General features: G+C 36.0%; 15 protein-coding genes. 6 read left to right on the top strand and 9 right to left on the bottom strand.

Annotated features, from left to right (window positions below):
• The first annotated feature begins 194 nt into the window (after positions 1-194).
• Together B154_RS0127000 and B154_RS0126990 are read left to right on the top strand one after the other, a co-directional pair.
• Positions 195-1,226, top strand: a complete 1,032-nt coding sequence (locus B154_RS0127000) for a hypothetical protein (RefSeq protein ID WP_018617484.1) — start codon at positions 195-197, stop codon at positions 1,224-1,226.
• Between the two features lie 382 nt (positions 1,227-1,608).
• Positions 1,609-2,496 (top strand): 3-hydroxyacyl-CoA dehydrogenase family protein, encoded by an 888-nt coding sequence (locus B154_RS0126990; RefSeq protein WP_018617483.1) that lies wholly within the window; start codon positions 1,609-1,611, stop codon positions 2,494-2,496.
• A gap of 92 nt (positions 2,497-2,588) precedes the next feature.
• Here the strand turns inward: B154_RS0126990 and mgtA are convergent, their stop codons facing one another.
• Together mgtA and B154_RS0126980 are read right to left on the bottom strand one after the other, a co-directional pair.
• Positions 2,589-5,108: a magnesium-translocating P-type ATPase gene (gene mgtA, locus B154_RS0126985; protein WP_018617482.1), complete on the bottom strand. Its 2,520-nt coding sequence runs from the start codon at positions 5,106-5,108 to the stop codon at positions 2,589-2,591.
• Positions 5,109-5,144: 36 nt separating this feature from the next.
• Entirely contained in the window at positions 5,145-5,825 is a 681-nt protein-coding gene (locus B154_RS0126980) for a hypothetical protein (protein ID WP_018617481.1), read from the bottom strand.
• A 265-nt stretch (positions 5,826-6,090) separates the two neighbouring features.
• On the opposite strand from B154_RS0126980, the gene B154_RS0126975 reads away from it, so the two are divergent.
• On the top strand, positions 6,091-8,586 hold the full coding sequence (locus tag B154_RS0126975) for a cation-translocating P-type ATPase (RefSeq protein WP_018617480.1): 2,496 nt from the start codon (positions 6,091-6,093) through the stop codon (positions 8,584-8,586).
• A 69-nt stretch (positions 8,587-8,655) separates the two neighbouring features.
• Here the strand turns inward: B154_RS0126975 and B154_RS0126970 are convergent, their stop codons facing one another.
• The 6 genes from B154_RS0126970 to B154_RS0126950 all read right to left on the bottom strand — a co-directional run bounded on the left by B154_RS0126970 (position 8,656) and on the right by B154_RS0126950 (position 11,514).
• Positions 8,656-9,057, bottom strand: a complete 402-nt coding sequence (locus tag B154_RS0126970) for a hypothetical protein (RefSeq protein WP_018617479.1) — start codon at positions 9,055-9,057, stop codon at positions 8,656-8,658.
• A 118-nt stretch (positions 9,058-9,175) separates the two neighbouring features.
• Complete coding sequence (locus tag B154_RS33540) at positions 9,176-9,643, bottom strand: DUF6064 family protein (protein ID WP_281166917.1); 468 nt, start codon at positions 9,641-9,643, stop codon at positions 9,176-9,178.
• A 46-nt stretch (positions 9,644-9,689) separates the two neighbouring features.
• Positions 9,690-9,833: a DUF6064 family protein gene (locus B154_RS33685; RefSeq protein WP_157580981.1), complete on the bottom strand. Its 144-nt coding sequence runs from the start codon at positions 9,831-9,833 to the stop codon at positions 9,690-9,692.
• A gap of 55 nt (positions 9,834-9,888) precedes the next feature.
• On the bottom strand, positions 9,889-10,353 hold the full coding sequence (locus tag B154_RS0126960) for an MGMT family protein (RefSeq protein WP_018617477.1): 465 nt from the start codon (positions 10,351-10,353) through the stop codon (positions 9,889-9,891).
• A 148-nt stretch (positions 10,354-10,501) separates the two neighbouring features.
• Entirely contained in the window at positions 10,502-10,912 is a 411-nt protein-coding gene (locus tag B154_RS31170; protein ID WP_018617476.1) for a GerW family sporulation protein, read from the bottom strand.
• 62 nt (positions 10,913-10,974) lie between these two features.
• Complete coding sequence (locus B154_RS0126950; protein WP_018617475.1) at positions 10,975-11,514, bottom strand: DUF4136 domain-containing protein; 540 nt, start codon at positions 11,512-11,514, stop codon at positions 10,975-10,977.
• A gap of 274 nt (positions 11,515-11,788) precedes the next feature.
• Between B154_RS0126950 and B154_RS0126945 the strand changes: the two genes are divergently transcribed.
• From B154_RS0126945 to B154_RS0126935, 3 genes are all read left to right on the top strand, one after another.
• Positions 11,789-12,280: a P-loop nucleotide/nucleoside kinase family protein gene (locus tag B154_RS0126945; protein ID WP_018617474.1), complete on the top strand. Its 492-nt coding sequence runs from the start codon at positions 11,789-11,791 to the stop codon at positions 12,278-12,280.
• Positions 12,277-13,299: a hypothetical protein gene (locus B154_RS0126940; RefSeq protein ID WP_018617473.1), complete on the top strand. Its 1,023-nt coding sequence runs from the start codon at positions 12,277-12,279 to the stop codon at positions 13,297-13,299. The genes B154_RS0126945 and B154_RS0126940 overlap by 4 nt, the downstream gene beginning before the upstream one ends.
• A gap of 433 nt (positions 13,300-13,732) precedes the next feature.
• Positions 13,733-14,776 carry a baeRF3 domain-containing protein gene (locus B154_RS0126935; RefSeq protein WP_018617472.1) on the top strand — a complete coding sequence of 348 codons (1,044 nt, stop codon included), beginning with the start codon at positions 13,733-13,735 and terminating at the stop codon, positions 14,774-14,776.
• Positions 14,777-14,879: 103 nt separating this feature from the next.
• On the opposite strand, the gene B154_RS0126930 is transcribed toward B154_RS0126935, so the two are convergent.
• Complete coding sequence (locus B154_RS0126930) at positions 14,880-15,323, bottom strand: Hsp20/alpha crystallin family protein (RefSeq protein WP_018617471.1); 444 nt, start codon at positions 15,321-15,323, stop codon at positions 14,880-14,882.
• Positions 15,324-15,486: the final 163 nt, after the last annotated feature.

The raw sequence follows: 15,486 nt of genomic DNA, 5'->3' as shown, positions 1-15,486 counted from the left end.
GTTTTTAAAAATAGCATTCAATATTTCTGATATTAGCCCGAACTTCTATATTAACCAAAAGTCTGATGATTTTTTGCCGGCCTGTCCCTCTATGGGAGAGTTAGCCCGAGCATTGATATTTTAAGAAAAACTTTATCAAAACGTTGATAAACAAAAATAACCGGAGAAATATTTTAGAATATATTTGAAGCCTTATGAAAAAACAACACCGCTATTCAATTATTTCAACAATTCCATTTTTAATTTCACTATTTGCTTCCTGCATCCAGGCACGTTCAGGCGAAGAGAAAAAAGCGCTTATTAGTAATGATAGTGCTATCGTAAAAAGTGAACCGGTAAAAAAAGTACTTGACACGGCTGCTTACGATAAAATTATCAATGCATTGGCCAACAGTGACACTACTGGTAAATGGCCAGTTAAAGCTCCTTACCCGTTGCCCGGCGCAATTTTGCCTTATAACCGGATTGTCGCTTTTTATGGCAATCTTTATTCGAAAAAAATGGGCATTTTGGGCGAGTTACCTAAAAAAGAAATGCTAAAAAAACTACAGGGAGAAGTTGCCAAATGGCAGGCGGCTGATACTTCACTTCCCGTTATTCCGGCGTTGCATTATATAGCCGTTACCGCACAGGGAAGTGGTGGCAAAGATGGCAAATATCGCTACCGTATGCCTTTTAATCAAATAGATACGATAGTAAATTGGGCAAAGGAAATAAATGCATTGGTATTTGTAGACATACAAGTTGCACATAGCACTATAAAGGAAGAGGTGCCACAATTAGAAAAATATTTACAGATGCCAAATGTAAATCTTGGAATCGACCCCGAATTTTCATTGAAGAACGGGGAAGTGCCAGGAACTAAGATCGGAACATTTAACGCTGATGATATAAATCACGCTGTTGATTACCTGGCTGATATAGTAAGGAAAAATAACCTTCCACCAAAAATTTTAATTGTCCATCGCTTTACCCAGGGAATGGTCAGAGGGTATGAAAATATAAAAAAATTACCAGAAGTGCAGGTAGTGATGGATATGGATGGTTGGGGCGATAAAATATTAAAAAGGTCAACCTATCTCCGTTATATCTATAAAGAACCAGTTCAGTTTACCGGGTTTAAATTGTTTTATCATAACGATACTAAAACAGGTGCTGATCAACTATATACACCGCAAGAACTATTGAAATTTACCCCAAAACCTATTTATATACAATATCAATAAATTTTGAAATCTTTCTTATAAAACGTAATAAGAATTTATCGACATTATTTGAGAAAGAGATGCTAACAAAAAGCATCTCTTTTTTTGTAGATGCCTCAATAATAATTTTCTTGCCCAATTCAATTGCTTTATATAACTCTTCAAAAAGAGATGATTAAAACTTTCTGTACTGTAAAAAAGTTATAGCTATTTTTCTTTTTTCTTATCATTTTATTATTCCAGGAACTTATTTAATTATACATTTTTTGGATTCAACCATTACACGCGCATTTAGCTTTTGTTGGGACGCTCCGTTTTGACGTAAGTAATTCTCCCGAGCATTGGAAAACCACTTTATAACTTTGCAATGTATCTTTAGATTACTCCTATTTAAATTTCGTCAATGAAAAACATATCAGTAGTCGGCGCTGGCACTATGGGTAATGGTATTGCTCATGTTTTTGCTCAAAATGGTTTTAAAGTAAATCTTGCAGATATTTCGCAGGCGCAATTAGATAAAGCTTTATCAACGATAAGCAAAAACCTTGACAGGCAGATAGCGAAAGGTGCACTTTCTGAAGAGGCAAAAAGTTTCACTCTTACTAATCTTACTACTACAACTTCCATAGTCGAAGGGGTAAAAGATGCAGAACTCGTAGTAGAAGCGGCAACAGAGAACCTTGGATTAAAACTCGATATTTTTCGGCAATTAGACCAAGCTGCACCTGCTGACTGCATTCTCGCGACAAACACTTCATCAATTTCCATCACCGCCATTGCCGCAGCAACGCGACGGCCAGAATTAGTGATCGGAATGCACTTTATGAATCCAGTTCCCGTAATGAAGCTGGTTGAAATCATAAGCGGATATACAACTAAACCAGAAGTGACAGCGAATATTGTTGAATTAAGTAAATCCCTCGGCAAGGTTGCGTGCGTGGTGAACGATTATCCCGGGTTTATTGCCAACCGAATATTAATGCCTATGGTAAACGAAGCAGTTTATAGTTTGTATGAAGGCGTTGCGGGAGTGGAAGAAATAGACACAGTAATGAAATTGGGAATGGCACATCCGATGGGCCCGTTGCAGCTAGCGGATTTTATTGGTCTTGATGTTTGTCTGAGTATTCTCAATGTTTTATACAAGGGGTTTGGAAATCAGAAATATGCTCCCTGCCCGCTGCTTGTAAATATGGTTGCTGCCGGCTACAAAGGCATGAAGTCAGGCGAAGGGTTTTATAAATACTCCCAGGGAAGCAAAGACCTGGTAGTGAGCAAACGATTTACATAAACATTGTTTTGACTTCTCTATATAGGTCATGACAGCGGCCATTAATAATAACGGGACAACCCAAAGGAATTCTGTTAGTTTTTACCTACATTCTATAATTTCTTCATTAAGTATCGCTTCGTAACCTCGGCGACCAATGCATATGTTAATGCTATGCCCGTAATAGTTATAAACACCCTTGCAGGTAAGGGCTGCAGGTCAAAAACAGATGCAAATGGCATGTAAGGCATTAACGCTGCTATAATTAACATAGTCGTTGTTGCTGCTAATAAATATTTTGAGGGTTTGCTTTTAAAGAATGGCCTTTGTGTACGAATGATTAAAAGAATAAGCGTTTCGGTAAAAAGGCTTTCCATAAACCAGCCGGAACGAAATTGCTCGGGACCGGAGTGAAAAACATGTAGCAATACTACAAATGTAATTACGTCAAACACCGAACTTTGTAAGCCGAAAATAATCATAAAACGCCTGATGTACTTGAGGTCCCATTTCTTAGGTGCAGTTGTTAACTCTGCATCTACGTGGTCTGTAGCTATTGTAAGCGCGGGTACATCAGATAAGAAATTATTAAGCAAAACCTGTGTAGCAAGCAATGGCAAAAAAGGTAACATTGTTGATGCGATAGCCATGCTGAACATGTTTCCAAAGTTAGCGCTCGTACTGACAAATATGTATTTCATTGTATTCATAAATGTATTTCGGCCTTCCTGCACTCCTTCACTAATAACGTTTAAGTTGTTTTCTAATAACACTATGTCGGCAGCTTCTTTGGCAACATCTACTGCGTTGTCAATAGAAATGCCGACATCTGCGGCATGCAGCGCATTGGCATCATTTATTCCATCGCCAAGGTATCCTACCGCATAACCTGCTTTTTGTAATGCTTTTATGATACGCTCTTTCTGGGAAGGTTCTACCTCTGCATACACATCTACTGAAGTTACTTTGCGTGAAAGCGCTTCATTTGACATTTTAAGCATTTGTGCTCCTGTAAGTATCTCTGTTACATTAAGGCCAATTTGAGTAGAGAGGTGTTTTACAATAAGGCTATTATCCCCGCTAATTATCTTTAATGTTATCCCAAGATTTCTTAATGCTGAAATAGAAGGGATAATGCCCTTTTTAGGTGGATCGGATAAAAGAATGAAACCTAAGAATGTCATACCTGTTTCATCGTCTTTTGTTATAACAGGGTCGCTGGTTACATCTTTATAAGCAACAGCAATGGTTCTGAACCCCTGGCTGCTATATTTTTCAAAATTGCTGTCAATGTTTTCTTTTACTGTAATAATATCAATAATGGTTTCACTGTTTTTTTCTGCATTTACACACACTTCCAATATATTTTTTACAGCTCCTTTTGTAATCATAATGTGCCTGCCATTTTTGTTTACAACAATACTTAGCCGCTTACGGATAAAGTCATAAGGAACCTCATCTACTTTAGCATAACCACTGATGTCTGCCGTTGTTACGTTTCTCAATGCGTCATCTATGATATTAAAAAAACCTGTTTCAAAAACAGCATTTAGTCGGGCAAATAATAACACTCTATCCGAAGGTGTTCCTTCAATACCCAAAGCGTTGTTTATTTTTACTACTCCCTCTGTTAAAGTACCTGTTTTGTCGGAGCAGAAGACGGTCATTTCTCCCAGGTTTTGAATAGCGCTTAGCTTTTTTACAATGACCTTTTTTGCAGCTAGCCGTTTTGCGCCTGCTGCCAAAGTAATGGTAACAATGGGTGGAAGTAATTCGGGTGTTAAGCCAACAGCCAAAGCAAGGGAAAATAAAAGAGAATCTATTAATGGTTTATGAAACAGGATGTTGAAAATAAGAATCAGGATAACGAAGACTATGCTCAGGCGCAGCAGTAAGTAACCGAACTTTTTAATACCTTTTTCAAAAGATGTTTCATTAACTGTATGAGCCAGAGAAGTGGCTATTTTGCCAAGTTCTGTATTGTCACCGGTATTTACAGCAAGCACGGTAGCCGAGCCGTTGATAACATTGGTACCTTTAAAAACCGAATTGTTTACTTCTGCTAACGTAACATCTGCTTTGCATCGGCCCGCAAATTTTTCCGCAGGAAATGATTCTCCTGTTAATGCAGATTCATTTACATGCAGGTCATTTTCATTGAGGATAAGCGAATCTGCCGGAATAATGTCACCGGCATTCAACACAATAATATCTCCGGGAACTACTTCTTCTATCTTTATTTCCTTTTCAATGTTGTCTCGTTTTACAATTGACTTGCTATGTACCAGTTCTTTTAATTTCTCTACCGCATGGCCTGCATTTCGTTCCTGAATAAAACCAAATATGCCTGTAAGAAAAAGTATTGAAAGTACAATGAAACTATCGGAGTATTCACCTAATATAAGAGAAAGAATAACCGCAAATATGAGCAGTAAAACAAGGGGATTTTTATACTGGGCTAATAATAGTAAAATATCCTTTTGCCATGGATAAATATTGAAAGTTTTTTGTTGTTGTTGCCGCAATCGAATTAATGCCTCTTTATTGGTTAGGCCATCTGGTGTCGTATTTAGTTGTGGCAGTAATTTGCCCTTTTCTATACTCCAGAATTTTTCTATTGGTTGTAGTAACACAATATTTGTTTAGCTGATATTTAAACTACTCCTGCATTACTTGCTCACAAATCCACCAGCACCGATACTGACTGACAGGTAAAAGCAATTATTTGAATAAAAAGGCTTGTTATATAATCTTACCCAATCATCATTTCTCCAGTTATTACTGCTGTAAGAAGTTCGATAGCCTGCTCTTATTCCAAGTATTAAACCTCCATATCTTTTTTCATTGGGGTTTACTTTTGTAACAATAATATCTTCGTTAATTCCTATATCCAGCGTTGGGCTAAGCAATATCTGATTTATAGTATTTAGAGATTTTCCATTAACTTTATTATAGGTCGCCAACACAATTCCTGTAGCTCCCATCCCAATAGAAGGATAAACCCAGTATTGTTTGTTTTCCTTCACTATCCGGCCCAATCTGATATGGGTCGACCCTATAAAAGGTTCTGCGTAAGAATTGGTTGCAAAAGAATAATCAGGCTGCTCGCCTGAATATCCGTCCCAGCCAAGAATAAGATTACCTGTGCGGTAATATGCTTCTACACCCATTATCAAGTAATTGTTGTTGAAATGAGGTGTGCCACCGAGGGCTATTTTTTTAAAAATGTTTGAAGACCGTGGGGCATATAGATAACCTGTTTTAAAAAAAGCTGCACCACCTTTAATTTGTGCATCTGTTATAGTAATTGACATTGCTATAATTAATAAAAAAGTAATAATCTTTTTCATAACAATAATTTTAGAGGAGACTTGATTCCTTTATGACTGCCGTGAAACGAATATTTTTGTATTTGGAAAAGCTTATTCATAATTCTTGATTATTCGTAATATTTTTATCTAAGGTTGTAATAAACAGGCAGTAAAAAAATGACTAACAGCACACAAGAAGATGATGTACATCATCGGGGATTCAATCGCCTAAACCTAGTTTAGCCTACAAATTTTTCTCCTGCACGCCGTTGCTTTAGAGGCTATATTAGCTAATACTTTCAGTATGCAAAATGTCTACGATTTCAAAGGATTGCGATCAGAAGAAGTGAGTGCTTCGAGAATAAAGAATGGAAAAAACGTTCTTGAGTTAAGTGAGGATAGGGTTTTTTTGCATGTAATAAAGGAAGTGGTGCTGGAACCAATGTTTATTTTGCTCGTTGTTTCATGTACTGTTTACTTCATGTTGCATGAGCAGCGTGAAGGGTTGATTATGCTTACTTCCATCTTCATTGTTGCCGGCATTTCTTTTTTCCAGGAGTATCGTAGTCGCAATGCTATACACGCATTAAGAAAGCTTTCTTCTCCAAAAGCAACTGTGATAAGAGACGGAGGACAGATGCAAATCGTGATTGAAGAAATTGTGGTGGATGATGTATTGCTGGCTGAAGAAGGCGAAGTGATACCTGCAGACGGGGTTATTTTATCTTCTAATGATTTTTCGGTAAATGAATCTATTATTACCGGGGAATCTCTTTCTGTTTATAAAAGTAATGATGGCAGCAACAATGTTTACAAAGGCACCCTGGTTACAAGTGGCTCCGCTTACATCAGAGTTTTGGCGGTTGGAATTGCCACCACGTTTGGAAAGATAGGCTTATCATTAGAGCAAATCGAAGTGGAAAAAACACCGCTACAGGTTCAGATAAAATCATTTGTTAAGTACATGGTTTGGATTGGAGCGGTAGCGTTCTTACTGGTCGTAACTTACAACACAATCGAATCAAAAAGTTTACTGCACGGGTTAGTACATGGTCTTACGTTGGCCATGTCTATATTGCCGGAAGAAATACCTGTTGCATTTAGTACATTCCAGGCGCTTGGGGCCTTCCGTCTATTAAAAAAAAATATTATTGTAAAGCAACCTCAATATGTTGAAACTCTAGGTTCAGCAACTGTTATTTGTGTTGATAAAACAGGTACGCTTACCGAAAACAGAATGGAGATTGCCTTTATTTATGATGCGGATACTAAGGCTTCTTATGACTTAAGTTCTGCCACTGTATTTCCTAATCGTGTACTTGAGTATGCCATGTGGGCAAGCGAAACGCAACCATTTGACCCGATGGAAAAAGAGATTCATAATTATTATGAAAAAATGTTTTCGATAGATAAACGACCTGAGTATCAGCAGGTGCACGAGTATTCGCTGGAAGGCACGCCTCCCATAATGACCCATATTTTTAAAAACAAGCACGAGGACGTTATAATTGCTTGTAAAGGTGCTCCTGAAGGCATTTTAAGACAGTCAACATTGTTGGAAGATGATAGGGAATTAATTGCAAACCAGGCTAAACTGTATGCAGAACAAGGTTTTCGTGTATTGGGAGTGGGGAAAGGCATTTTTAAGGATAACAATCTTCCTTTGACCCAGGAAGAGTTTAGGTATGAATTTTTGGGTCTGATTGCTTTTTATGATCCGCCTAAGGAAAATATAAAAGAGACACTCGATATATTCTATAAAGCAGGCATAAAAGTAAAAATGATAACAGGCGACTATGCGGCAACAGCACAGGCTATAGCTCGTCAGGTCCATTTTCAGGGATATGAAAATTGTTTAACAGGACAAGAAATTGTAAGCTTTTCTGCTGATGAACTTCGGGAAAAAGTAAAGACAGTTAATATCTTAGCGCGTATGTTTCCCGAAGCCAAGCTGAAAATAATTGAGGCATTAAAAAGCAATGGTGAAGTGGTGGCAATGACAGGTGATGGAGTAAACGATGCACCTGCTCTAAAGGCCTCTCAAATTGGAATTGCGATGGGAAAGCATGGCAGTGAAGTAGCACGCGGAGCTGCTTCGCTTATCATTACAGATGATGATCTTTTTCACATGACGGAAGCAGTTGCCTTAGGCAGAAAAATTTATGATAATCTTCATAAGGCTATACAATACATTGTTTCCATTCATATCCCTATCATACTTATTGTAACAGCACCATTGATTTTAATGTGGAAGTATCCTAATATTTTTACACCTGTACATGTTATATTTTTAGAAATTATTATGGGCCCTACCTGTTCCATTATTTATGAAAATGAAGAAATGGAGAAAGGTATTATGTTTCGTCCGCCAAGAAAGCTTACGTCAGTATTCTTATCTTTCAGGCAGCTTTCGATGAGTATTATACAGGGATTGGTAATAGCTGCAGGTTGCCTCTTTATCGGCTATTATTTTATGCGGCAAAGTGATGAAACGACAGTACGCACAGTGGTTTTTATTACCTTGTTGTTCAGCAATATTTTTCTTACACTTGTTAACCGGTCTTTTTATTTTTCTATAATAACTACTGTCAGGTATAAAAATAACCTCGTTCCGGTAATCATTATCTTAACTGTATTGCTGATTGCATCTTCGCTTTATCTTCCGTTTGGAAGAGAATTATTTAATTTACATCCATTATCAATAGAAAACCTGGCCGCATGTGTAATGGTTGCGTTATTTTCTACCTGCTGGGTCGAAATATTTAAATGGACAAGGAGAAGAAATAAACAGCCTCTTTAGCTTTTATAAAATAAATAATAGAAATGGTTTTTCAGAAATGAATCGCTTTGGCAGGTAGTCAGTTGTCTTCTATTCTCCTTTCGCTACCTGGTTGTTTATAAATTCCAGTACTTCCTGTCGTATATCTTTAAAATTGTCTTCAAATGATTGCAAATGTTGAAAGAAGTTTTCTCCATTTTTTATTCCATTTGTTTCATTTTTATTTTTTCGATCTTGTTTACCCGTTAAAACTATTTCATCCAAATCGAAATTTTTACGAAACTCAGCCAGGTTTTGCTCTTGATGGTTAAGCTGGTGTTTCAAATGCTCCACTTTCTTTTTTATCTCAGGAGAAGCAGACGTTATCGCCACTTCATCCAGGTTATGCTGCATTATCATTATTTCGTTATTATAAAAATCAAGATTTACAAGGTCTCTTCTCTCATTTTCATGTGACAGTGAACTTTTTCGTTCAAGGGAATGCTCTTTCATGATTTTGAAATTTTATCAAAAGTATATTTCATTCCAAATGTTCGCCTATGACATAGGTCATACAACAGGTTGATACTCCTCACAGGATTTTGCTTGAAAGAAAAAGGATTGAAAAAAATTAAGAAGAAGGATGAAAAATATGAATTTGTTGTTTTTCCTTTAAGATAAGACCAATTGCTGCAAGCGAAGACAGTGGCAAACTTATATCTTCTGTAAATCCAAAATGAATGCTGGCAGTAAATCCGATTATTGACCAAATGAAGGGTATAATTAACAGGTAAAGAGGAAAATGATTTTTAATCACAAGAAAACAACCGAAAGTAAAAATGGTAAGTGGGCAGGGTAAGCCAAAAGTGGGAGTTTGAGGATAAATATGACCTGAATAATAACTAAGTACAGGATAAATTATTAATGCAAATGCCATCATGCAAACTGCAATCACTCTAGCCATTGCCTCGTCTGTTTTAAATGACAAATTATTTTTTATAACTCCGGCTATTAGAAATAAGAATCCTTGTAATATAAATAAGCCCCCAAATAAATACGCGGCCTTATTAATTGCTGTAAAGAAAACGATATGATAAATGAGTCCTGATCAGATCCACAAAAAGGAAAGGATAACGGATACAATTTTACCCGGCATTTCTTCTTTTGCTCAATAATAAAAAGACTAATACAGTTGCTAAAAGGTATAAAACAATCTGCATTGGCCATACCTGTTTGTTGTATTTTTCAAACACTTCTAAAAACTCCTGCAATGAAAATGGGATTTTCATAAACTTTTTTTGTAAGCCGGTTTTGTAATTCAATTACTATAGCAAGGGGTAATGCTTAATCAATTTTTGCTTTTACCCAGTCAGCCACTACCCAGTTTTTCCCTTTTTGTATTATATCGTGTCCTTCTTGCTCTAGCAGCATTGCTTGCTTTTCTAGGCCTCCCGGGTATTTTTCATTTATTATACCACCTTCTTTTAACGTTCTCCAATAAGGAGTAACTTTTTGCCCCGCCTTCAAATCTTCCTGGGCAGCATTAGCTGCGATCCAGGAAAAAATGCCGGTCGTAATAGGACATCCTATTGTAGCATCATGAGCTTTGGCTATTCGGTCTCGTATTTGATTAATAGTGATGACTTTTCCTTTTGGAACTGTTTTCATTATTGAATCCACTTCCAATGGAGAAGGAATAGCGATGGTTCCTTTGCCCCATCGCTTTTCCTGTTTTTCCGTTATTGCTTTTACTTTCGGAAGGTCTTTGCTATCCAATAATTTTTCCTTCCATGTTCTTTTGGTTTTCATTTTATAAAAAGCTTTTTAAAATTTCTATAAAAGGATAAAGGTTTTATGAAAACAAAAAGTGTTTTAGCAGATTCAAGAATCGTTACAACAAAAAGTGCAAAAGGATATTTTTGGATTGAAAAAATATCCTTAATTCCTTTTTTTTGTACTACGCCTTTAATCCTTTGTATTGTTCTTTTCTTCTTTTTCTCCGGCCCATCCAGCGGCCTGTTACAAACGCAAGTGCGGCCATGGTAAGTAACTGTTTTGTTGCATTTGCAGGTATAAAACGTGTGCATTTATCTGTTACTTCATATACACCTTTTGCTGTAGCGTACATGCCGCCGCCAGCACCTGCACCTTCGCCTTGCTTATTATCGTCGGCCCCTGTGCTACTATTTACCATTTGCTTGACTTTGCCATTTTTATGGCCGTAGCCGCCGCCTAGTCCCATGGCAATTTGCGCCACCGGAATAATAGTTTTGCCTTGAGTGGTTATAGGTTCTCCATATACATTTTTAACTGAAGCATTTTGTCCAAAACGCGCAGCAAGCGTTTCTAAAAAAGCATTATTTTCCATTATTTAATAGTTTAAAGTTTAAAAAATAGTTTTTGGTATAAAGCTTAAATTGTTTTTTAATTTTAATGTTGATAAGGAAAGAGCTTAAAAATTTTGGCTACCGCTTTTTGAATAGTTTGTTCGGGTTTCCTCGATACCTGGTCTTCAATTGCTCCGGTTGCCCAGCCTCGCCACACCAACATTTTGGTCCTTGTATCCATGAGATCTATTATAAGAGTTCCTTGTTGATATGGATATGCCTGCGTTCTTTTTAACTGCCAAAACTCAGGGTATACATATCCTCCCGGTTCGGTTGCTATAAAAGTTTTGTCTTCAACAATAATGTGGTAATGCATTTCAAGGGGCTGTTTTTCATTTTGATAGGTAAAGCCTCTGCTTTTCATTTGCTCGTACACCGCGTTTTTTATCCGTTTATCATTCAGCTCATTATAGTAGAGCGGGTTGGTTCCTTTTTTTTCAATCTCTTCTTCTGTCGGCCAACTGTAAGTTTTATAATTAGAAATATTTGCGTCTTTATCATAGTCAGAAAAAACGCGCATGGTGGGGCTGCATGCAGGTAATAGCAGTAACATAAAGGCATACCACAGAATGTTGATTCTCATAATAGGTTTTATTGAGTAAAGTTTGCTTTTAGTAAATAGAAATTTCATGATCTGCACCAGCTGGCATACTGATACTAATCAGGATAAAAAGAGCTCAATGAACACAAATCAAACGTCAAACAAGTTGCACATTTATCGCTATAGGGCGTTTAAAAATATTTAAGAATAAAGGATAAAGCAAAAACCCGGAGCTATTGTTTTTGATGATGTTTATCATACACTCCGGTGAGGAACATCACGATTATCAGCATTAATGGGAGTATCTTTAATAACTATGATTTTAATAGTATTCGGTTTACCTGGTTCGGGTAAAAGCTATTTCGCTTTGAAGTTGGCAAGTATGGTAAACGCTGTTTATATTAATAGTGACAGGGTGAGAAAAGAAATGCTTAGTAAAAGAACTTATTCAGATAAAGAAAAGCTGTCAGTATATGAACAGATGCTTTCAGAGGCTATTAAAGTTATCAAACACAATAATGTTGTATTGGATGCCACTTTTTACAAAAGAGAAATCAGGGAAAATTTTATTAGCAATATTGATCAAAATGAGCTTCTTGCATTTATTGAAGTGGTAGCAGATGAGGCTTTAGTCAGGGAAAGAATGCAAAAAAAGAGAGAAGATAGTGAGGCTGACTTTGAAGTTTATAAAAAAATAAAAGAGGAGTGGGAGCCGATGGATGAACCTCACCTTGTACTTACATCAACTAATGATAACATTGATGAAATGTTGCATAAAACAAGAGAATATCTTCATTTGCAAAAATGACGAGAGAACAGATAAATAAATTGATTGTAAAGGGAAAATTTCCCCAAAACCGTCATCAGCCAGAATTGGTTGAAACACACATTTCATGGGTAATACTGTGTGATGAATTTGTATATAAAATAAAAAAGCCGATTATTTACTCATTTCTCGACTTTTCTACTTTGGAAAAAAGAAAATATTATTGTGAAAGAGAGGTTGAGTTAAATAAGAGGTTGACCGAAGACATATACCTGGATGTGCAAACAGTAAGGGAAACTTCAGGAAGCATTAGCATAGATGGCGAAGAAGGAGATATTGTAGATTATGCTGTTAAGATGCGAAAAATAGACAGGGCGAGGCAGATGGACGTGCTGATAGTAAGTAACCAGGTCACAACTTCTGATATTAAAAATTTAGCTGAAAAAGTAGCAGCTTTTCATAAAACAGCAACTATAATTTATAAAAAAGATTTTTTAGATGTTCAAAATAAATTTAATGACCTCGATGAGGAAAGGGAATATTTGAGGGAAAACGCAGGTAGCGATAGCAGCGGTATTATAATCCGGGCTATTCAGATATCTAATACATTTATTGAGAAAAACAGGGAACTTTTGGCAAATCGGCTAAAGAAAGGTTTTTTTAGAGATTGTCACGGGGACTTGCACTCAAGGAACATTTTTTTATTACCATCTCCTCAGCCTTTTGACTGTATAGAATTTAACGACGATTACCGACAAATCGATGTGCTTAACGAAATTGCCTTTTTATGTATGGATCTTGATGCTTTTGGCAGAAAAGATTTATCTGATTTGTTTCTAACCTTTTACAATAATGTCTTCCCCTCTATAACAACCGAAGACGAGCGATGGCTGTTCGTCTATTATAAAAGTTATCGCTCAAACATACGGGCAAAGGTTAATAGTCTGAGAGCAAGGTCTGCTGCTAATAATGATGAAAGAAAGGGTTTATTGGCTGAGGCTAAAAAGTACTTGTACTTAATGGATAGTTATATAAACATGCTTTATAAGCATCTAATGTAGGAAAAATTTGAAATGAAAAATTTGAAATGAAAAATGTGTTTTATCTGTCTTTTCAAACTCCTTTTAACAAGGTATTAAACAAACAGAAACAATAATATTAAAGATTTTTTACCAATTTAAATAGGTACCTTGTAAGTACAAGACACAAAAATCAAAAGTACAGAACAGATCATTAAAAATCGTTGTAATTGTAATGGCCTGGAATGACGAAAATCATAACGTTTTCTTACTCTGCTCATAAAAATTCGGTCACAAATAACGTCTTTTTGTATTTTTTTAATTAGACCCTTTTTTCAAATCGGCTGATTTTTTGAAAAAACAGTCTTCCCAATCTCATTTATTTCGAGTTATATAAATAAAATGAGAAAAGTATTTCGAATAGTGGCATTAATAAGATTTTGGTAATTATACTTTCATCATAAAATCTATCGTTATGGCGCCTTTAATCCTTCAGCAAAACCCGGCAGTTAAAAACACAATTGCGCTTCCATTTATTACAATCGCTCTTCAAATTGATACAACAAATATTTCAAAAGCTCAAATTGAACAAAAAATCAAATTATCAATTGATAAAGTAGAAAATGATCTTAATTTGATCAATGGTATTCCTGACTACATGGTGAATCCTGCTGTAAATCAGTTGAGAACGATCATGAACACTTTAAATTATAATGCAAATAAGAAAAGTGTTGTCATTTTTTTATCTCCTTTTGTAGAGAAAGTTTTTTATCTCAATTTTCTTATTGAAGAAAAAGTGGTTGTTGGAGAGCCTTTAAATATCCGCGAATTAACACTTACAAAAAGGGAGGAGATGAAATATTTGGTGTTGTCCCTTCATCGCGATCAGTCTTTCATTTACCTGGGTGTAGGAAAAAGACTAAGTCTTATTGTTTTTAATGCTGCAGAACATATAAAATCTCGTTTCAATACCGGTAAAGAAAAATTTTTATTGCATGTTGAGAACGTGCTTACCCATATTTTAAAGACTTATTCTTTACCACTTATTGCTGTTGGTGATGAAGCATTGCTATCACTGTTTAAATCAATCTCAAAAAACAGTAAGGAAATTATACAAACTGTTAATGCAGAAGCCGATGAGGAAAACATGAGTTACGTTCAACAATTGGTAAGGCCATTGATACAGGACTGGGAAAAGATAAAGGAAAAATACCTTCTAATGAAATTAGATAAAGCTTTAAATAATAAAAAAGCAAAAATAGGTATTGATAATGTTTGCAAAGCTGCTAAAGAAAAAAGGGGTAAGATATTAATTGTAGAGAAAGATTTCCAATACCCATTTCGTGTGGCCGACACTACCGAACTAATGTATGCGAACGCTGTTTCGGCAAACGGGTCTTTGTTAATAACCGATCCGGTAGAAGAGGCGATTGAAAGAGTGTTAGGTGAGGGCGGTAATATTGAATTTGTTAGCAGCAATGCTTTAGACAATTACATGCATATTGCCCTGATACTTTAGTTTGAATACACTGCCAAAAGTGATAAGGTGTTTCATAGAAAAAGCCCCGTCAATACTTTTTGACGGGGCTTTCATTTTCTTAAACCACAAGCGCAACAAGTTTTTACTGAATTGCAATATGTTTGGCTTCAGCACTCTTTTTTGCTTCTTCTTTTTTCGGAAGGGATAGTTTCAAAACGCCGTCTTCGTATTTCGCCTGAATTTGTTCCCTGTTAACATCTTCTGGTAAAGTGAAACTGCGGGAGAAAGAAGAATAATTATATTCTTTACGGTTGTATTTGCCTTCTTTCTCTTCTTTTTCTTCTTCTTTTTCCGAACTTATAGTTAGCATATTTCCTTCCAGGTCAATTTTAAAGTCTTCTTTTTTCATTCCTGGCGCCGCTACTGAAACGTTATAATTTTGTTCAGTTTCATTTACGTTTACTGCTGGTACAGTAAGAGTTCTGCCCAAGGGCCGACCACTGTCAAACCACTCATTCCATGGTTTGAAAAAATCATCAAATACTGATGGAAATAATCCTGGTTTCATCAACGCATTTGTAGCCATGTTAACCTCCTTGGTTTTTGTAATTAAATAATATGAATTTCCATCAAAGGTATTCTTGTTTCAGTCGTAATTCTATGATCTTTATCATAAGAATATATATGTATTAATCATCTTCATTATTGGTAGATGAAGCAGAGTATTTAACCTGTTACATGAAAGAAAT

This window comes from Segetibacter koreensis DSM 18137 (genome assembly GCF_000374045.1).
Classification (GTDB): domain Bacteria; phylum Bacteroidota; class Bacteroidia; order Chitinophagales; family Chitinophagaceae; genus Segetibacter; species Segetibacter koreensis.
Note: the sequence above shows the minus strand (reverse complement) of the source record. Positions and strands in the feature narration are given on the sequence as shown.